The sequence below is a fragment of the Candidatus Vicinibacter proximus genome (assembly GCA_016713905.1).
In the GTDB taxonomy this organism is placed as follows: domain Bacteria; phylum Bacteroidota; class Bacteroidia; order Chitinophagales; family Saprospiraceae; genus Vicinibacter; species Vicinibacter proximus.
This window is the reverse complement of the sequence record JADJOE010000001.1, coordinates 1,300,973-1,323,741: the sequence shown is the minus strand read 5'-3', so window position 1 is coordinate 1,323,741 and position 22,769 is coordinate 1,300,973. Positions and strand designations below refer to the sequence as shown.

1 protein-coding gene is annotated in these 22,769 nt (G+C 44.8%); it reads right to left on the bottom strand.

Annotated features, from left to right (window positions below):
- Positions 1 to 72 precede the first annotated feature (72 nt).
- Entirely contained in the window at positions 73 to 22,755 is a 22,683-nt protein-coding gene (locus tag IPJ83_05085) for a T9SS type A sorting domain-containing protein (GenBank protein MBK7879916.1), read from the bottom strand.
- Between the last annotated feature and the right edge of the window lie 14 nt (positions 22,756 to 22,769).

Genomic DNA, 22,769 nt, shown 5'->3' with positions numbered 1-22,769 from the left:
TTACCTCAAAATAAAAATGGGTGCAAAAGAATTTTTGCACCCATTTTATTTCAACACTTTTTTTTCACAACACTACTTAGAAATAATCATAAGATTGTGAATTTTCTTTCCATTATTAGACAATAACATGACCCGATACATTCCAGAAGTATGGAATTTAAAGGACTGCTCACTCACTTTAATCAAATGGGTTAGTTCCTTTATTTCAAAATTCCAAACTTCTTGGCCAAGCATATTGATCACTTTTACCGTACCCTGATCAATTGGTTGGTCAAATTGAATTTCGAACTCTCCTTCATTTGGATTCGGCACCAGAATAAAATCATATTCTCCATTAGGTTTGGAGACAGATACCTGTGGATCCTCCTGTTCTTCGTAGATATATTCGATCACTTCGTCGCCACCGCCATTATCGGTAAATCCTTCGCCACAGGATTTACAAGGTCCCAAATGCAATTTTGGTCCTTTATCCTTGAGGTAAGTTGTATACAAAACACACTTTCTAGTACACTGTCCATTGGTTCCTATAGAAGCAACATATACTCTTTGCGGAATATTACCACATTTCCATGAACTTAGAATATTGGCAAAGGTTGGAGGATATTTACAATCCGGTAAACCATCGCCATTGTTGTCTACAGAATCATCACCGTTTGGACAAACATCACATGCGTCTCCCACCTTATCACAATCACTATCCATCTGATTAGGATTTGGATCGTTGATACAATTGTCACAAGGATCATAAATTCCATCGTTATCGGAATCATTTGTGATGGTGACTATTGAAGTACAAGTTGAAGAATTTCCATTCACATCGGTAACGGTAACGGTAACCGTAGTATTCTTCGGACTGTCGCAATTGAAAGTGTTTGGCACCACCACCCTCGTAAGAATTCCACAGTTGTCTGTATTGCTCAGCAAAACATCCAAAGCGGTTATGGTTTTTGTCTTTGATTGAGGAAGTGCAAAACTTAAATTTTTACACACAATCTTTGGCTTCACATTGTCTATGATGTAAAGTTTTGCCGTACAGGTATCACTGAGTCCACTGGAATCTATCACTGTGAGGGTCACAATTCTGAATGGAATATCATCACAAGTGTAGGTGTATCTGTTCAAAAACCTGGTTTGGATGCCACAATTATCTGTTGAATTGTTATCTATAGTATCTACCGTTATGGTTTTTATTCCCGTGGAATCGAGAACAATCGTATTCTCCTTACATCTCGCTTCCGGTGGTTCAATTTCGTAAATATCTACTTTTACAAAACAAACAGAGGTATTGCCACAAGCATCCGTAGCCGTCCATTTTATGGTATCCTTACCAACCTTAAACTGATAGCCGTTCAAAGTAGAAGAATTATTGAGGTCGTTGGTAATGGTTACCGCAGAATCCTGACACAAATCATAAGCTGTAGCATCAAATTCTGAATTGACCACAGTGTAGTAACATTTTGTTGAATCCGCCTTTCTCACTTGAACATTTGAAGATGGACAAGTGATCACAGGTCCGGTAGAATCTTTGACAGTGATAACCTGCTTTCCTGTTCCACTGGAAGAATTACCGCAATTGTCTGTAACAATCCAGGTCCTGAATACCTTTGAAACACAATCTCCTGCCTCGAGGGAATCCTTGTAAGTAAAGGATGGATCAGCATCACATGGATGATTAATGTTTGATGGATATCCGGTCTTGTCAGGTCCATCATCAAATGCACACGCTTCATATTGCTTGCTGATCCTGACCTGGAAGTTATCGATAAATAATTCCTTCGTCTCATTATTGGATCCACCACTATACCTTACTCTGATGTATAGATTATTCGGATTGGCCACTCCCGGTATACCTGCTACACATTCCACCCAATTGCCAATGGTCAATGGTGTTGAGCTGAAATTATTCCATGTTGTACCATTGGTGCTGTAATCCATCAACAAGGTTGTGGCACTTCCATTACTCTTCCTTTGAGCTTGAACATATACTTCAAAATTAGTACAGGAAGGTAGAGATCTACCCGCAAGATTGAATTGCCAATGACCGGTTTGCTGAGAATTAGTGACTTTAAGTCCTTTTCCAGCCACTGAATTAACAGTAAAGGCCTGAATCCCTGTTGTAACACCCGTTGTACTCATGTACATATTCGAGCTGGTGTCGACAACGGATGTAATTCCTGGATATAAATATGGCGACAAGCTTGGGTATGAAATCCCTTTGTTGAAATCATAATTCACAATTGTCTTAGCTGTTGCGGATGCGGAAGCAGATTTGAAAATTGTAATATCCGGTGGTAAGGTAAAGGTTGGTTCTACTGTATTGACCACGGTAATGATCTGCATACATTCATCTGTTTTATTACACTTATCAACCGCTAACCAGGTTCTGGTAATTACATAATCACCCGGGCAATCACCATAAGTAATTTGGTCATCATAACTTACATTCGGAGTGCCGTTACATCCATCTACTGCAGCCGGAACACCAGTGTTGGAAGGTAAGGTAGATTCATCACAATCAATGGTTACATCAGGTGGACAAACGATCTGCGGATCCGGAATGGTTTCCACCGTGAATGTTGCTGTACAGGATTTTGGTATATCGCAATCACTGGTTACCGTGAAAGTGACTGTTTTTGAGCCACCACATTCATTAGGTGCACCGTTGTTGTTATTGCTCACGACAGGATTACATCCTCCGGTTATCAAAGCGCCATTTAGCCAGTTGTTAAACTTGGTATTGATTTCACTTTGTGTCTGACAGGAAACTTCCGTTACATTGTTAGGACAAGTAATGGAAATTGGAGAAGACAAAACGGTAAATGTGGCAGAACATGTCGAAGAGCTTGCGCAGCTGCTGGTTACTGTAAAGACTACGGTAGTCGTCCCACCGCAGAAATTAGGCGCTCCTGAATTATTGTTGGTTACCACCGGATTACATCCTCCAGTTGTGCTCACCGAACTCAACCATGCTGCAAATTTCGTATTGATTTGGGCTTGTGTTTGACAAGCAGCCTCACTGACATTTGCTGGACAAGTTAAGGTAAGATTTGGTGCATTATTTACTGTAAAGACGGCAGAACATGTTGAGGAACTGGCACATGAACTGGTTACAGTAAAGACCACAGTTGTGGTGCCACCGCAGAAGTTTGGCGCACCTGAATTATTGTTGGTCACCATCGGATTGCAACCTCCATTTACATTCACTGTAGACAACCAGGTTGCAAATTTAGAATTGATGTCTGCCTGAGTCTGACAAGCGGCTTCCGTTTGATTTGAAGGACATGTTAAAATTACACCAGGTGCAGGGTTAACATTAAAAGATGCCGTGCAGGTACTGGATGGCTCACAACTGCTGGTAACCGTAAATATTACTACACTGGAACCGCCACAGAAATTAGGCGCACCGGTATTGTTGTTGGTTACCATTGTGTTGCATCCACCGGATACATTGATGGTGGTGAGCCAGGTTGCGAATTTGGTATCAATCTGTGCCTGGGTCTGACAACCTGCTTCCGTTTGGGTGAAAGGACAAGTGACGCTAACGGGAGGTGCTGGGTTAACTGTAAAAGTAGCACTACATGTTCTTGGTACTTCACAAGAGCTGGTTACTGTAAAGGTTACTGTTTTGCTACCTCCGCAGAAATTAGGCGCACCATTGTTATCATTACTTATGGTTGCATTACATCCTCCACTAAAATTAACCGTATTTAGCCAGGTTGCAAATTTGGTATCGATCTGTGCCTGGGTCTGACATGCGGTCTCGGTTTGGTTTGTCGGGCATGTTAGATTTACAGGTGAGCTTAGCACTGTGAATGTGGCACTACAAGTTTTAGGCGCATCACAATCGCTGGTCAATGTAAAGGTTACTGTCGTCGTACCACCACAAGCATTTGGAGCTCCTGTATTGTTATTGCTGAACATGGTATTACATCCACCGGTTGCAGAAACTGAAGCAAGCCAGGTTGCAAATTTGGTATCAATTTGTGCTTGTGTTTGACAAGACACCTCTGTTTGATTCACCGGACAGGTAAGTGTAGTCGGTGAACCAGAAACTGTAAATGTTGCAGAACATGTTTTTGGCGACTCACAATCGCTGTTTACCGTAAACGTTACTGTTGTAGTTCCACCGCAGGCATTAGGAGCACCTGTATTGTTGTTACTGATGGTTGCATTGCAACCGCCACTGAAAACTACTGTATTTAACCAGGCTGTAAACTTAGTATTGATGACCGCTTGCGTCTGGCATGCAGCCTCCGTTTGATTCACAGGGCAGGTTAATACCACAACAGGTGCAGGATCTACTGTAAAAGTGGCCATACAGGTCTTAGGCGCTTCACAATCACTGGTTACTGTAAAAGTTACCGTTTTACTACCACCACAGAAAGAAGGAGCCCCGGTATTGTTGTTGCTCAATGTTGGATTACATCCACCACTAAAAGAAACTGTTGCCAACCAGTTATTGAACTTGGTATCGATAGACGCCTGTGTTTGACAAGCCACCTCTGTTTGATTCACTGGGCAGTTCAACACGACCAATGCCGTAGGATCCACGGTAAATGTTGCTGAACAGGTTTTAGGCGCTTCACAATCACTGATTACCGTAAAAGTTACGGTTTTACTGCCACCACAGAAGGATGGAGCACCGGTGTTGTTGTTACTGAGTGAAGAATTACATCCTCCACTGAAAGAAACTGTTCCCAGCCAGGTATTAAACTTCGCATCGATAGCAGCCTGGTTTTGACAAGCAGCTTCTGTCTGATTCACAGGACAGGTCAGATTAACCGGTGTTGCGGGAGAAACTGTGAAAGTGGCAGTACAGGTCACATTTGGTTCACAATCGCTGGTCACCGTAAAAATAACGGTTGTGGTACCTCCGCAGAAAGATGGTGCACCTGTATTGTTGTTACTTACTTGTGTGTTACAACCTCCGCTTACAGAAATTGAATTTAACCACATGCTAAACTTAGAATCAATAATTGCCTGTGTCTGACAAGGTCCTTCTGTCTGACTTACCGGGCAAGTTACACTTACCACAGGAGCAGGGCTAACCGTGAAAGTAGCAGAACAAGTCTTTGGAGATTCACAATCACTGGTTACCGTAAATGTAACTGTGGTTGTTCCTCCACATGCTAATGGTGCTCCTGTATTATTATTTGTGAATACCGGATTACATCCACCGGTGGCAGAAACTGTAGCAAGCCAAGTGGTAAATTTAGAATTAATTGCAGCTTGAGTCTGACAAGCAGGCTCAGTTTGATTAACAGGGCATGTTAATACTACAGGCGGTGCCGGGTTCACAGTAAAAGTTGCTGTACAGGTTTTAGGTCCTTCACAGGAGCTGGTAACCGTAAATGTCACAGTCTTACTACCACCACATGGACTTGGATTTGGTCCTGTGTTATCATTGGATAAGGTTCCGTTACATCCCCCTGAGAAAGATGCTGTACCCAACCAAATATTGAACTTAGCATCAATTTGCGCTTGCGTCTGACAAGCTACCTCGTTCTGATTTACCGGACAATTGATAATCACAGCAGGGGCAGGAGTGACTGTAAATGTTGCAAGGCAGGTCTTTGGTGTCTCGCAATCGCTGGTCACGGTAAAAGTAATACTCTTACTTCCACCGCAGAAGGAAGGATTAGGACCACTGTTGTCGTTGGACAATATTGGATTACAACCTCCGGTAAAGTTGGCAGTAGCTAACCAGTTATTGAACTTTGTATCAATTTGAGCTTGAGTTTGACAAGCCGCCTCAGTTTGATTGACTGGACAGTTGAGCGTAACCGGTGAACTTAACACTGTAAAGCTAGCAGTACAAGTTTTGACAGGTTCACAATCACTGGTTACCGTGAACGTAACGGATTTGCTTCCACCACAATGATCCGGATTTGGTCCTGTATTGTCATTGCTCAACATGCCATTGCAGCCTCCGCTAAATGAAGCTGTACCCAACCAGGTATTAAATTTTGCATCAATTTGTGCTTGTGTCTGGCAAGCAACTTCCGTCTGATTCACCGGACAATTTAATACCACCACAGGTGCAGGGGTTACGGTGAAAGTTGCCGTACAAGTTTTTGGTGTTTCACAATCACTGGTTACGGTAAATGTCACTGAGGCTACACCACCACAATGATCAGGGGCTGTTGTGCTGTTGTTACTCATCATGGCATTACAACCACCGCTGAAACTTGCAGTACCCAACCAGGTATTGAATTTATTATTGATGTCTGTTTGCGATTGACAAGCAGCTTCTGTTTGGTTCAAAGGACAAGTTAATACTACAACTGGTGCAGGTGTAACGGTGAAAGTTGCAGTACAAGTCTTTGGTGTTTCGCAATCGCTAGTTACTGTAAAAGTCACTGTGGCTACACCACCACAATGATCAGGGGCTGTTATGCTGTTGTTACTCAACATGGCGTTACAACCTCCACTGAAACTTGCTGTACCCAACCAGGTATTGAATTTATTATTGATGTCTGTTTGCGATTGGCAAGCAGCTTCCGTCTGGTTCACCGGACAAGTTAATACTACAACAGGTGCAGGGGTAACGGTAAACGTTGCTGTGCAAGTTTGATTCGATTCACAATCGCTCGTCACAGTGAAAGTGATGGAAGCCGATCCACCACAAGCATTTGGCGGAGTGGTGCTGTTGTTGCTTAGCATACCATTGCATCCTCCGGTAAACATCGCTGTGCCTAACCAGGTATTGAATTTTGCATCTATAGCTGATTGACTTTGACAGGCTGCTTCTGTTGTATTCACAGGACAGGTCAACACTACAGCAGGTGCAGGATCCACCGTAAATGTAGCAGTACACATCATAGGATCTTCACAATCACTATTCACGGTAAACGTTACCGTTTTACTGCCACCACAATGATCCGGTGCAGGTCCGCTGTTATCATTGGTCAATACGCCGTTACAACCACCAGTATACATCGCAGTACCCAACCAGGTATTGAATTTTGCATCGATCGCTGTTTGAGTTTGACATGCTACTTCAGTAACATTTATCGGACATGTTAAAACTACTGCCGGGGCAGGATCTACCGTGAAAGTAGCCGTACAAGTCTGCACTGGTTCACAATCACTGGTGACCGTAAAAGTTACACTCTTACTTCCGCCGCAATGATCCGGTGCAGGGCCGCTGTTGTTGTTGCTCAGCATACCATTACAGCCGCCGGTAAACATTGCAGTACCCAACCAGGTATTGAATTTGGCATCGATCGCTGCTTGGGTTTGACATGCGACTTCGGTTGCATTAATAGGGCAAGTTAATACTACAGCAGGGGCAGGAGTGACCGTAAATGTTGCTGTACAGGTAACATTTGGTTCACAATCGCTTGTCACCGTATAGGTAACACTCTTGCTTCCACCGCAATGATCAGGAATAGGTCCACTGTTGTCATTACTTAAAATTCCATTACAACCTCCCGTAAACATTCCTGTACCCAACCAGGTATTGAATTTTGCATCTATTTGTGCTTGTGTTTGACAGGCTGCTTCTGTCACATTCGCAGGACAGGTCAACATCACCGGTGGTGCCGGATCCACTGTAAACGTTGCCGTACAGGTTACATTCGGTTCGCAATCGCTCGTCACTGTATAGGTAACACTCTTGCTGCCTCCGCAATGATCCGGTGCAGGTCCGCTGTTGTTGTTGCTCAGCATACCATTACAGCCGCCGGTAAACATTGCTGTTCCCAACCAGGTATTGAATTTTGTATCTATTTGTGCTTGTGTCTGGCAAGCTGCTTCTGTTACATTCGCAGGACAGGTCAGCATCACCGGTGGTGCCGGATCTACCGTAAATGTCGCTGTGCAGGTCACATTTGGTTCGCAGTCACTGGTAACCGTATAAGTCACCGTTGCTACGCCACCACAATGATCAGGGGCAGTCGTGCTGTTGTTGCTCAGCATGCCATTACAGCCGCCGGTAAACATCGCGGTACCCAACCATGCATTGAATTTTGTATCTATGGCCGATTGTGTCTGACAAGCTGCTTCTGTTACATTCGCAGGACAGGTCAACATCACCGGTGGTGCAGGGGTCACGGTAAATGTCGCTGTACAGGTCACATTTGGTTCGCAGTCACTGGTAACCGTATAGGTCACTGTTGCTACGCCGCCACAATGATCAGGGGCTGTCGTGCTGTTGTTGCTCAGCATGCCGTTACATCCGCCGGTAAACATCGCAGTGCCTAACCAGGTATTGAATTTAGTATCTATTTGTGCTTGTGTCTGACAAGCTGCTTCTGTTACATTCGCAGGACAGGTCAACATCACCGGTGGTGCAGGGGTAACGGTAAACGTCGCTGTACAAGTCACGTTCGGTTCGCAATCGCTCGTCACTGTAAAGGTGATGGATGCAGATCCACCGCAGGCGTTTGGTGGGGTCGTGCTGTTGTTGCTCAACATGCCGTTACAACCACCCGTAAACATCGCTGTACCCAACCAGGTATTGAATTTTGCATCTATCGCTGACTGTGTCTGACAAGCAGCCTCCGTTACACTTGCAGGACAGGTAAGATTTACCGGTGGTGCCGGATCTACTGTGAACGTTGCCGTGCAGGTTTGATTTGGTTCACAATCGCTGGTCACCGTGAAAGTGATGGATGCAGATCCACCACAGGCGTTTGGTGCTGTGGTGCTGTTGTTGCTCATCATTCCGTTACAACCTCCTGTAAACATCGCAGTACCCAACCAGGTATTGAATTTTGCATCTATCGCTGACTGGCTTTGACAAGCAGCTTCGGTAGCATTCGTAGGACAAGTTAATACCACTGCCGATGCAGGATCTACTGTAAACGTTGCCGTACAGGTTACGTTCGGTTCGCAATCGCTGGTCACCGTATAGGTAACACTCTTGCTTCCACCACAATGATCCGGTGCAGGTCCGCTGTTGTTGTTGCTCAGCATACCATTACAGCCGCCGGTAAACATTGCAGTACCCAACCAGGTATTGAATTTGGCATCGATCGCTGCTTGTGTTTGACATGCAGCTTCTGTCACGTTCGCAGGACAGGTTAGCATCACCGGTGGTGCCGGATCCACGGTGAACGTTGCTGTACAGGTAACATTCGGTTCGCAATCGCTCGTCACCGTGTAGGTAACACTCTTGCTTCCACCGCAATGATCCGGTGCAGGTCCGCTGTTGTTGTTGCTCAGCATACCATTACAGCCGCCCGTAAACATCGCGGTACCCAACCAGGTGTTGAATTTAGTATCTATTTGTGCTTGCGTTTGACAGGCTGCTTCAGTCACATTCGCAGGACAGGTCAGCATCACCGGTGGTGCCGGATCCACTGTAAACGTTGCCGTACAGGTTACATTCGGTTCGCAATCGCTCGTCACCGTAAAAGTTACAGAGGCAGATCCGCCGCATGCATTTGGTGCAGTGGTACTGTTGTTGCTCAGCATACCATTACAGCCGCCAGTAAACATTGCAGTACCTAACCAGGTATTGAATTTTGTATCTATTTGTGCTTGTGTTTGACAAGCTGCTTCTGTTACATTTACCGGACAAGTTAAATTCACTACCGGTGCCGGATCTACCGTAAATGTCGCTGTGCAGGTCACATTTGGTTCGCAGTCACTGGTAACCGTATAAGTCACCGTTGCTACGCCACCACAATGATCAGGGGCAGTCGTGCTGTTGTTGCTCAGCATGCCATTACAGCCGCCGGTAAACATCGCGGTACCCAACCATGCATTGAATTTTGTATCTATGGCCGATTGTGTCTGACAAGCTGCTTCTGTTACATTCGCAGGACAGGTCAACATCACCGGTGGTGCCGGGGTAACGGTAAATGTCGCTGTACAGGTCACATTTGGTTCGCAGTCACTGGTAACCGTATAGGTCACTGTTGCTACGCCGCCACAATGATCAGGGGCAGTCGTGCTGTTGTTACTCAGCATACCGTTACAACCTCCTGTGAACATCGCAGTGCCTAACCACGTATTGAACTTGGTATCTATTTGTGCTTGTGTCTGACAAGCTGCTTCTGTTACATTCGCAGGACAGGTCAACATCACCGGTGGTGCAGGGGTAACGGTAAAGGTCGCTGTACAAGTCACGTTCGGTTCGCAATCGCTCGTCACTGTAAAGGTGATGGATGCAGATCCACCGCAGGCGTTTGGTGGGGTCGTGCTGTTGTTACTCAGCATGCCGTTACAACCACCCGTAAACATCGCTGTACCCAACCAGGTATTGAATTTTGCATCTATCGCTGACTGTGTCTGACAAGCAGCCTCCGTTACACTTGCAGGACAGGTAAGATTTACCGGTGGTGCCGGATCTACTGTGAACGTTGCCGTGCAGGTTTGATTTGGTTCACAATCGCTGGTCACCGTGAAAGTGATGGATGCAGATCCACCACAGGCGTTTGGTGCTGTGGTGCTGTTGTTGCTCATCATTCCGTTACAACCTCCTGTAAACATCGCAGTGCCCAACCAGGTATTGAATTTTGCATCTATTTGTGCTTGTGTTTGACAAGCTGCTTCGGTAGCATTCGTAGGACAAGTTAATACCACTGCCGGTGCAGGATCTACTGTAAACATTGCCGTACAGGTTACGTTCGGTTCGCAATCGCTGGTCACCGTATAGGTAACACTCTTGCTTCCACCGCAATGATCCGGTGCAGGTCCGCTGTTGTTGTTGCTCAGCATACCATTACAGCCGCCGGTAAACATTGCAGTACCCAACCAGGTATTGAATTTGGCATCGATCGCTGCTTGTGTTTGACATGCAGCTTCTGTCACGTTCGCAGGACAGGTTAGCATCACCGGTGGTGCCGGATCCACGGTGAACGTTGCTGTACAGGTTACATTTGGTTCGCAATCGCTCGTCACCGTGTAGGTAACACTCTTGCTTCCACCGCAATGATCCGGTGCAGGTCCGCTGTTGTTGTTGCTCAGCATACCATTACAGCCGCCCGTAAACATTGCAGTACCCAACCAGGTGTTGAATTTAGTATCTATTTGTGCTTGCGTTTGACACGCAGCTTCTGTCACGTTCGCAGGACAGGTCAGCATCACCGGTGGTGCCGGATCCACTGTAAACGTTGCCGTACAGGTCACATTCGGTTCGCAATCGCTCGTCACTGTATAGGTAACACTCTTGCTGCCTCCGCAATGATCCGGTGCAGGTCCGCTGTTGTTGTTGCTCAGCATACCATTACAGCCGCCGGTAAACATTGCAGTACCTAACCAGGTATTGAATTTTGTATCTATTTGTGCTTGCGTTTGACACGCAGCTTCTGTCACATTCGCAGGACAGGTCAACATCACCGGTGGTGCCGGATCTACCGTAAATGTCGCTGTGCAGGTCACATTTGGTTCGCAGTCACTGGTAACCGTATAAGTCACCGTTGCTACGCCACCACAATGATCAGGGGCAGTCGTGCTGTTGTTGCTCAGCATGCCATTACAGCCGCCGGTAAACATCGCGGTACCCAACCATGCATTGAATTTTGTATCTATGGCCGATTGTGTCTGACAAGCTGCTTCTGTTACATTCGCAGGACAGGTCAACATCACCGGTGGTGCAGGGGTAACGGTAAATGTCGCTGTACAGGTCACATTTGGTTCGCAGTCACTGGTAACCGTATAGGTCACTGTTGCTACGCCGCCACAATGATCAGGGGCTGTCGTGCTGTTGTTGCTCAGCATGCCGTTACATCCGCCGGTAAACATTGCTGTTCCCAACCAGGTATTGAATTTAGTATCTATTTGTGCTTGTGTCTGACAAGCGGCCTCTGTTACATTCGCAGGACAGGTCAACATCACCGGTGGTGCAGGGGTAACGGTAAACGTCGCTGTACAAGTCACGTTCGGTTCGCAATCGCTCGTCACTGTAAAGGTGATGGATGCAGATCCACCGCAGGCGTTTGGTGGGGTCGTGCTGTTGTTGCTCAACATGCCGTTACAACCACCCGTAAACATCGCTGTACCCAACCAGGTATTGAATTTTGCATCTATCGCTGACTGTGTCTGACAAGCAGCCTCCGTTACACTTGCAGGACAGGTAAGATTTACCGGTGGTGCCGGATCTACTGTGAACGTTGCCGTGCAGGTTTGATTTGGTTCACAATCGCTGGTCACCGTGAAAGTGATGGATGCAGATCCACCACAGGCGTTTGGTGCTGTGGTGCTGTTGTTGCTCATCATTCCGTTACAACCTCCTGTAAACATCGCAGTACCCAACCAGGTATTGAATTTTGCATCTATCGCTGACTGGCTTTGACAAGCAGCTTCGGTAGCATTCGTAGGACAAGTTAATACCACTGCCGGTGCAGGATCTACTGTAAACGTTGCCGTACAGGTTACGTTCGGTTCGCAATCGCTGGTCACCGTATAGGTAACACTCTTGCTTCCACCACAATGATCCGGTGCAGGTCCGCTGTTGTTGTTGCTCAGCATACCATTACAGCCGCCGGTAAACATCGCAGTACCCAACCAGGTATTGAATTTGGCATCGATCGCTGCTTGTGTTTGACATGCAGCTTCTGTCACGTTCGCAGGACAGGTTAGCATCACCGGTGGTGCCGGATCCACTGTAAACGTTGCTGTACAGGTTACATTCGGTTCGCAATCGCTCGTCACCGTGTAGGTAACACTCTTGCTTCCACCGCAATGATCCGGTGCAGGTCCGCTGTTGTTGTTGCTCAGCATACCATTACAGCCGCCCGTAAACATCGCGGTACCCAACCAGGTGTTGAATTTAGTATCTATTTGTGCTTGCGTTTGACAGGCTGCTTCTGTCACGTTCGCAGGACAGGTCAGCATCACCGCAGGGGCAGGAGTAACGGTAAACGTTGCAGTACAGGTCACATTCGGTTCGCAATCGCTGGTTACCGTATATGTCACACTCTTGCTTCCTCCGCAATGATCAGGGGCAGGACCACTGTTGTTGTTGCTCAGCATTCCATTGCATCCTCCTGTAAACATCGCGGTACCCAACCAAGTATTGAATTTTGCATCAATCGCTGCTTGTGTTTGACAAGCTGCTTCGGTTGCATTTACCGGACAGGTTAAATTAACTGCCGGTGCCGGTGTTACCGTGAAGGTGGCCGTACAAGTTTTATTTGGTTCGCAATCGCTGGTCACTGTAAAAGTTACAGAGGCCATCCCACCACAATGATCTGGTGCTGTTGTGCTGTTGTTACTCAGCATTGCATTGCAACCACCACTAAAATTGGCTGTTCCCAACCAGGTCGTGAATTTAGCATCAATCGCTGACTGTGTTTGACAGGCTGCTTCAGTTTGATTGGATGGGCAATTGAGAACTACTACAGGTGCGTCTATCACGGTAAAAGTGGCCGTACATGTTTTATTTGGTTCGCAATCGCTGGTCACTGTAAATGTTACCATTTTGACACCACCACAGGCCATTGGAGCACCTGTATTGTCATTCGTCAAAACGCCATTGCAACCACCTGTAAACATGGCAGTACCTAACCAGGTATTGAATTTAGCATCAATAGCTGCTTGTGTTTGGCAAGCGGCTTCGGTTTGATTAGTTGGGCAAGTAAGCACTACTATCGGAGCCGCAGTTACTGTAAAAGTGGCAGTACAGGTTTTAGGACCTTCGCAATCGCTGTTGACCGTAAAAATGACGGTTTTACTACCGCCGCAGGCCATTGGCGCTCCGGTATTATCGTTGGTCAGTACGCCATTACACCCACCTGTAAACATGGCAGTACCAAGCCAGGTGGTGAATTTTGCATCAATAGCAGATTGAGTCTGACATTCTGCTTCCGTTGCATTGGTTGGACATGTTAACACAACTGCAGGGGCAGCGGTTACAGTAAATGTAGCCATGCAGGTTTTGGGACCTTCACAATCACTGGTTACCGTAAATGTAACAGTTTTGCTTCCGCCACATGCCATTGGGGCACCGGTATTATCGTTAGTCAAAACTCCATTACAGCCACCTGTAAACATGGCGGTGCCTAGCCAGGTATTAAATTTCGTGTCAATGGCAGATTGTGTTTGACATTCTGCTTCTGTCGCATTGGTTGGACACGTCAACACAACTGCTGGCGCAGCGGTTACGGTAAATGTAGCCATGCAGGTTTTAGGACCTTCACAATCGCTGGTTACGGTAAAGGTAACTGTTTTACTTCCCCCACAAGCCATTGGTGCGCCTGTATTATCGTTAGTCAAAACTCCATTACAGCCACCTGTAAACATGGCGGTGCCTAACCAGGTTGTGAATTTTGTATCAATGGCAGACTGCGTCTGACACTCTGCTTCTGTTGCATTAACAGGACAAGTTAAAACCACAGCCGGGGCTGGGGTTACAGTGAATGTTGCAGTACAGGTATTATTAGGTTCGCAGGTACTGGTTACTGTAAACGTTACGACAGCAACACCTCCACATTTATCCGGTGCACCACTGTTATCGTTACTTAATGTTGCATTGCAGCCTCCACTAAAATTAGCAGTACCCAACCAGGTGGTAAATTTATTGTTGATGTCTGTCTGTGATTGACAGGAGGCTTCCGTTTGGTTGGCAGGACAATTCAGAACGACCGCAGGAGCAGGTGTCACCGTAAAAGTAGCGGTACAGGTATTGTTAGACTCACAGGAACTGGATACCGTGAAAGTAACCGTAGCAACTCCGCCACATTTATCAGGAGCACCGGAATTGTCATTGCTCAACATAGAATTACATCCACCGCTGTAGCTGACGGTTCCTAGCCAGGTATTGAACTTAGTATTAATTTCTGTTTGTGTTTGGCAAGCTGCCTCAGTTTGATTTGTTGGGCATGTAAGCATTACCGGAGGAGCAGGATCCACGGTAAATGTTGCAGAACAGGTATTGTTTGATTCGCAGGAACTGGTTACGGTAAATACGACTGTTTTAGTTCCTCCGCATGCCATTGGAGCGCCAGAATTATCGTTGCTCAACACGCCATTGCAACCACCTGTAAACATCGCTGTGCTTAACCATGTATTGAATTTTGTATCTATTTGTGCTTGTGTCTGGCACGCTGCTTCAGTGGTATTCGTAGGGCAAGTGAGCATCACTGGAGGTGCGGCTGTTACGGTAAAAGTAGCGGTGCAGGTTTTAGGACCTTCGCAATCACTGTTCACGGTAAAAATTACCGTCTTTGTTCCACCGCAGGCCATCGGCGCTCCGGTATTGTCATTGGTTAAAACGCCATTGCATCCTCCGGTGAACATGGCTGTCCCCAACCAGGTCGTAAACTTTGTGTCGATCTCAGCCTGCGTTTGGCAAGCTGCTTCGGTGGCATTTACGGGACAAGTAATCACTACAGCAGGTGCTGCTGTAACTGTAAAGGTCGCCATGCAGGTCCTATTTGGCTCACAGGTACTGGTGACAGTGAAGGTGACGGTTTTGCTACCGCCACAAGCCATAGGGGCTCCATTGTTGTTATTACTAATTGTCGCATTACATCCACCTGTGAACATGGCCGTTCCCAACCAGGTGGTGAATTTAGCATTTATTTCTGCCTGCGTTTGACAAGCTGCTTCTGTAGCATTTGTCGGACAGGTTAAAACAACTACAGGAGCTGCTGTAACCGTAAAGGTCGCCATGCAAACCTGATCATCTTCACAATCACTGGTAGCCGTGAAGGTGACCGTTTTGCTTCCGCCACAAGCATCCGGAGGACCCGTGTTGTCGTCTGTTAATTCTGTATAACATCCGCCTGAAACCTGCACCGTTTCCAACCAGGCATCAAATGCAGCATTCACTGTGCCCTGTGTCTGGCAAGCAATGAGGGTGGTATCATTAGGACAAGTGAGCTCAGGACCTTCAATAGGTATGACTGTAATGACCTGAGTACACATGCTGGTATTACCACAGGAATCCATGGCTGTCCATTCTCTTAATATGGTATAATCACCCGGACAGGTTCCCGGGAGAATACTGTCGAGATGGGTAACCAAAACCATTGTATCGTAGCAGAATTCAAATGCGGTAGCATAACCGGTTGAATCCGGATCTGTGGATTGCTCGCAATTTACAGTCACATCGATCGGACAAGTAATTATTGGTTTGAGCGTATCCAGAATGGTGATGATCTGTGTAGCCGTGTCCATGTTCTCACAGTCGTCGATCACGGTCCAGCTTCTATAGATTAAGGTTTCTGAAGAGCAGGTAGGTCCTTCCTGAATGGTGTCCACATAAAACACTACCGGATGTTTGTCACAATTGTCCATGACATTGGTCGGCCAGCCTGTAATAGAGGGATCGGCATCATAAGAGCATGAATCAAAATTCATTTGTGCATTCACCTGGAAGTTATCCATCAGGAATGATTTATCTCCTATTCCCGTACCTCCCGAGTAAGTAACTCTTAAATATAATCTAGACACACCACTAACCGGAACAGTGGCGGTATCTTCCTTCCATTGACCCAAGGTTAATGGGAAGGAGTTATACCTGAACCAGGTAGTATCGTTCAAACTGTAATCAAAATGGCAGGTATCTGCAGCACCTACACCTTTCATCAAGGCTTGCGAATAAACCTTGATATTACTGCACAGAGGAAGATAAAATCCACTCAAATTAAATTGCCAATGCCCCGGGCGATCACTGGTATCAACCCGCATGGCTCTGCCGACAAATGAATCTACTGCAAAAGCCAATGGTCCCGTGATGGTTCCGGTATCTGTAAGGAATACATTCGAACTGGAATCCACTTCAGACAAAATTCCAAAATACAAACGCGGGTATAATTTAGGATACGAATTTCCTCTGTTGAAATTATAATTAACGATGATGTTTGTGTCTGCACTGACACCACCTTTATAAAGTGTTGTGTCGTTGGGAATATCAAAAGTTGGTTTGGTAGTATCTAAAACAGTAATCAACTGAGTGCCCATTTCTGCATCATTGCCACAACTGTCTTGCAAGGACCACATCCTGTAAATAAGGTTAGAACCTTCACAAGGTTCTACAACTACCGAATCACAGAAAGTTGCCAATAAACCGGTCGCGCAATTGTCGCTCTCGTCAGTAACATTTCCGGTTACATTGGGTGAGGCATCATAGCCGCAGCACAACTGAGCTCTTACTTGTAAGTTATCTATATGAAGACTCTTAGGAGATCCTACTCCCGGAGTAGTATAACTAATTCTTAAAAATAAACTATCCGGGCTGCTGACACCAGGTATGGTGGCAGTGTCCTGAACCCAACTACCTGTTGTAAGTGTTTTTGTTCGGAAAATATTCCATGTGGAACCGTTGAGACTGTATTCCATGCGCAATACATCCGCACTTCCTAAACCTGCCTTGTACCCTTGTATGTGTACTCCAATATTACTGCAATTTTGCAGCGTCTCTCCCTTGATATTGAACTGCCAATGTCCGGCAGTTTGTGAACTGTCCACGGTCAAACCGTTGCCAGCGTCGGGATTATTGGTGTAGGCAAATGTTCCCGAATTAGTTCCGGGCACTTGTTTAAATGGATTTGAAGAGGTGTCTACTTTTACACTGATGCCTGTAAATACCTGAGGACAAAGAGCATCATAATCTGATCCTCCATTAAAATCATAATTTACAATTACCGCAGTATCCGGAATGTCCGGGCTTTTATAAATGGTAATGTCTGCTGGAACCGTAAAAGTAGGTGGGATGGTATCACTGACTGTTATCAACTGAGTTTTAGGGGTGGCTGCATTGTTGCAATCATCGAGTAACGTCCATTTTCTATAAATCTTTGTTTCTCCCTGACATGACCCAACTACTGTGGAATCTGCATACATGGCATCTAATCCAATACTGCAATTGTCCATTTCATCTGTAACTGTTCCAGTAATGCTGGTGTCTGCATCATACATACATGTCTCATCGACATAAATGGTAATGTCTGCCGGCTTGCTGAATGTAGGCTTTGTGGTATCTTGTACTTCAATGATATGAATAATATCTACGCTGGTGTTTCCACATGCATCGGTAATGTTATAGGTTCTGGTAATTACAATCGGACAAGTCCCATCAACTTCATCGAAACTACTTACCGTAAGCGAAGCATCCACGGTGCATACATCGGTAATCATTAAATTGCCCGGTAGGGCTTCCAGTTCCGCGACGGTTGTTTTTGGTGCCGGTGCTGCACCAGCTTCACATCCATTAATTATTAGAGTATCTAACGAACCTGTAACTGAAGGGGAAGTAGTGTCATCCACTCTGATAAAGTGAACAATTATATTACTGGTATTTCCACAGGCATCTGTGATTGTATATTTTCGTTTAATGTTAATTGGACATGAGCCATAAACACTATCTACACTCATAACAATCAACTGGGCATCAACAGTACAGGAATCAAAAATCATAAGGTTTCCAGGTAGAGCTTCCAATTGGGCCACTGTAGTTTTTGGCGCAGGCGCTGAAGATACTGTACAACCCTCTAAGGTCAGAGTATCCAGAGATCCTGTAAAAGATGGAGCTTGAGTATCTCTAATTCTGAAGTACTGAAAAATATTATTGCTAATATTGTTACAAGCATCTTTAACTGTGTATTTTCTTCTAAGAATGATCGGACAGTTATTATAACTGGAATCAGAACTCATCACCACCAAATTTGGGTCTGTAGTGCACGTATCCGAAATCATAAGATTGCCTGGTAGGGCTTCTAAAGCAGCTACTGTTGTAACTGGCAATGGAACAACAGAAATGGTACAACCTTCTAAAGTAATTGTATCTAACGCACCGGTAATGTTTGGTGGAGTAGTATCCTGAATTTTTATAATTTGTATGATTCCTGAGGTGGTGTTGCTGCATACATCTGTCACTTTATAAGTTCTTTTTACATAAACCGGACAGGTATTATAACTACTGTCAGTACTCATGACGGTAAGCAAAGAATCCGGTGTACACGCATCCGTTATTAAAACGTTTCCAGGAAGAGATTCAATTCCTGCAACTGTAGTTTTTGCAACCGGTGCATTGGAGGCTGTACAACCCTGAACAACTAAAGTATCAAGAGTTCCTGTAACTACAGGCGTTGTATCCGTGGTAACACGATAGGTAGCGGTACACGTTTTATTTACATCACAAGTGCTGGTAGCAGTAAAAGTCACAGACCTTAATCCACCGCATTTCGAGGGAGCTCCAATATTATTATTGGTTATTACAACATTGCAGCCACCTGTTCTGGAGACTGAAGCCAGCCATGCATTAAATCTAGCGTTTACAGTGTCTTGTGTTAAACAAGCAGGTTCCACCTTGGAAGTAGGACATGTAATCGCCACAGTTGCTGGTGTACTAACAGTGTAGGTGGCCGTACAGGTTCTGTTCACCTCACATGAGCTGGTGACTGTAAAAGTTACACTTCTGGTACCCCCACATTTATCTGGCGCTCCCGTATTATTATTGCTTAAAACTGGACTGCATCCGCCAGTTCGTGAGGCAGTATTTAGCCACGCATTAAATCTAGCGTTTACAGTGTCTTGCGTTAAGCAAATAGGTTCTGTTTTATTAGTAGGACAGGTTAAAACTACTGCCGGCGCATTGGTTACAGTGAAGGTGGCCATACAAGAGACCGGTGGCTCGCAATCACTGGTGACCGTAAAAGTGACTGTAGTGGTACCTCCACAAGCTAAAGGAGCTCCTGTATTATTATTGGTAAGAACAGGATTGCAGCCCCCAGTATAATTTACTGTAGCTAACCAAGCAGCAAATTTGGTATTTATTTGAGCCTGAGTCTGGCAAGCCGCCTCCACTCTATTCAGAGGGCAATTTAAAACAACTTGCGTATAAACGGTATCCAGAAAATAATCTTCAACTTCCCCGTCCCGTGCTGAAATCAGAGATCTCTCATCCACATTGTCATTAAGCAAATTATCAATTAGAGAGTCTGTTGTAATCCTGATTCTTAAAAATCTATTAGAATCGGGTGCACTCATGGTCACGTTTGCCCATGTAAGAGTTTTTGAACCTACAAATCCATTTGCCACTTTGGTGGTTTGAAACTCATCGGCTTGAAATCTTCCATCTCCTGAAACATTTATCCAAGCGTAAATGGTTGCTTCACGACCAGTTTGATTATAGATACTGTCAATGGTTATGGTTACAGTCTGTGGTCCTCCTGTATTTACAATCGGCAATGAGGCAACGCCATCTTCGTCATCAAATCCAGCCAAATCATCACCTCTGGCTTTATTGGTAGGTTGGGGTCCGGATTCTGAATCAATTCTCTTGATTCCAATGGTACCACAATTAATGTTATGAAACGGACTACCAAAGGAAGTAGGCGCATCTCCGTAGTCTACTGTTACGATAGAAGTTACAGCAATTTTAAAAATCACGTGTGCATCATTTCCTCCATTATTTTTATTCTGGTCGAAACCTCCTAAAATAACGGTGGGGGTCAGCGTAGAACTGTGTGTCGTAGTACCCACATAAATACTACTTCCTAAAACCCAAAGATGATTTGAACCAATAGGGTTGCCAATATTTCCCAAATAATCATTTTGATTTCCACCTACGTAAGTCCCATATATTAAAGTATCTAATGCACTTCTAAAGCCGGAAAAAAACATATCAGTACCACCATTAGCAGAAGCATCAAAAAATGGATCTGAACCAATATTGCGTGTTGGAAGATTATTGCCTCCTGTTGTTCCCCAAATCAAAATAAATGAATTACCACCACTCCCACAGGCAGTTTCTGAAACCAGTTTAATTCCATTTCCCAAGTCTTGACCACTTGACCCATAGAAGGTTGCCTTATAAGTCGCAACACCACCTGTATCACTGACCACCCCAACTACGGCATCTATTCTACCATTAAATGTGTTATCATACACACCTGAAGTAGATACCGGAAAACCATCACCTACAGAACCAGTCCAATACAGTTTTGTGCCAACAATTTCTACATCCATAAGACGATCCCAATTGGCTCCGCCTATTTCATCGAAATAATTAAAAGTCTGACCATTTGAAGTCAAAACTCCAATATATCCGTCCGGATTGGTAGTCACAGCACTACTGGCTGCTGCACCTCTTGTTTCTATACCAGAAAGTGTACTGTTTCCCCATCCTGCAAAAGCAACTCTCCCATCAGAAAAAACTTCAATGTCATTGAGTGTATCCGCTTGTGCCCCTCCGACATAAGTACCCCAGGATAATCCATTGATGGTGTTGAATTTTCCAATCCAAATATCCTGGCTACCGTTATAAGTTGTGTCATTTGCTGCAGCTGGAACATACGAGCTGGGTAATTGACCAGCAGTGGTCAAACCTACCACATAAGAAGTGTTGCTAATTGCCCTAATTGACGATACCCCCCAATCTCCTTCACTGGCTGCAGAACCAAGATAGGTACTGTAGTGTAATGTCCCTAAATCTTTTGAAAAAACCGCAACGAAGCCATCATTATTGTTGCGCGTTCCATCAAATGGACTGCCGGTCATAGGAATATCCACATTGGTAAATCCACCAACAAAAACCCGATCATTTGATAAACTTAAGGCTTGAATTCTCACTCTGTTTGGAGATACCATAGTATTAGGCCCGTAAAGGGTTACATCCACAATTGCACTACCAGTGTTGTTAAGCCGATAAACTATGGCTGCAAATGGGTCTAAATTAGGATTAGCTGTCAATCCACCAATTGTACTTTTATAACCTCCTGTAGAATCATATGGAAAAATTCCCGGTACACTTCTGTTGGTAGCCCCTGCACAATAAGTTAACTGATCGGCCGTATCGACTTGTATGGCATACAGATACTGATCAAAATTAGCATTGTTAAAATCAAAAAAAGTACCCCAGGTTAAAATAGGGTCTATAATCAATGGATAATTTCTATCAATTTTATCTTTGCTTTTAAAACCAACATCATTTTTCCCTTTTAGATCAAACGTAAGTGTGACAGGTACTTTGCCTTTTTCTGTTAGCTGGTAAGATTCCGGAATATGAAAGAATAAATCAGTAAATCTTAACTTTACTTTCAATTGCCCGTCTTTTTCGATTTTGAGCTGATCCTGACCTAGAAAATTCATTTTAATCTGACTGAAATCTGCTCCAGCATCCACAATCCAGTCAAACTCAAGAGCCCCTCCCGGTGCACTGTACAGTCTTAAATCAATTCCGGGGTAAATATCAGTTAAAGTCAATTCTTTGGATGCTTTCACCCCACTTACCCATTTGTTGGGATCTAGATTGGTAAAGAAATTATATTTTGTTTCAAAAGATTCTCCCAAGTTGATTTTTACTTGATCACTTGCTCCCGAAAAATTTAGAAAAAAAACATGCTCTCCAATTGTAGAAACTTGTTCTTCTTCCAGTGCATCAGGACCCTCAGTTCCCAATGGATATCCTACCTTCATTTTTAAGAGCTCGTGAACTACAAAACGAATTCTGTTCTTCTCGATCAATACATCTCCTTCTTTTCCCTGATAGTAAAATAGAACACTTGAATCTTCGTACTGGCCCTTGTTTTCAACGAACCTGATGGTTTGTGCGTTTTCCTTTAGTGAATTACGGACCTGTCCCTCCAGTTCCGGGGCAACCTTAATGGCTTCCTGAGCCTGGGCGAATGAAGTCAATAAAACCAATGCAATGCAAAAAGCAAATCTGCTTAGGATTGATTTAGAACTTAGGGTCAGCATCAATTTTTGGGATAAAGAGTTGAATAACTTCATAAATAAAAATGAAATGAATGAATGATGAGTAGCACGTGAGATTTGAATATTATCTGAACAGTCAGCATTCAAACCGGAATGCGGAAGTGGTCCAGAATTTTTTACAAATGCATACAATTTACTCATTGGAAAAAGTTTGT

Excerpts from the sequence above, each read along its gene's own strand:
- IPJ83_05085 (MBK7879916.1), bottom strand. The coding sequence starts at position 22,755 with ATGAGTAAATTGTATGCATTTGTAAAAAATTCTGGACCACTTCCGCAT.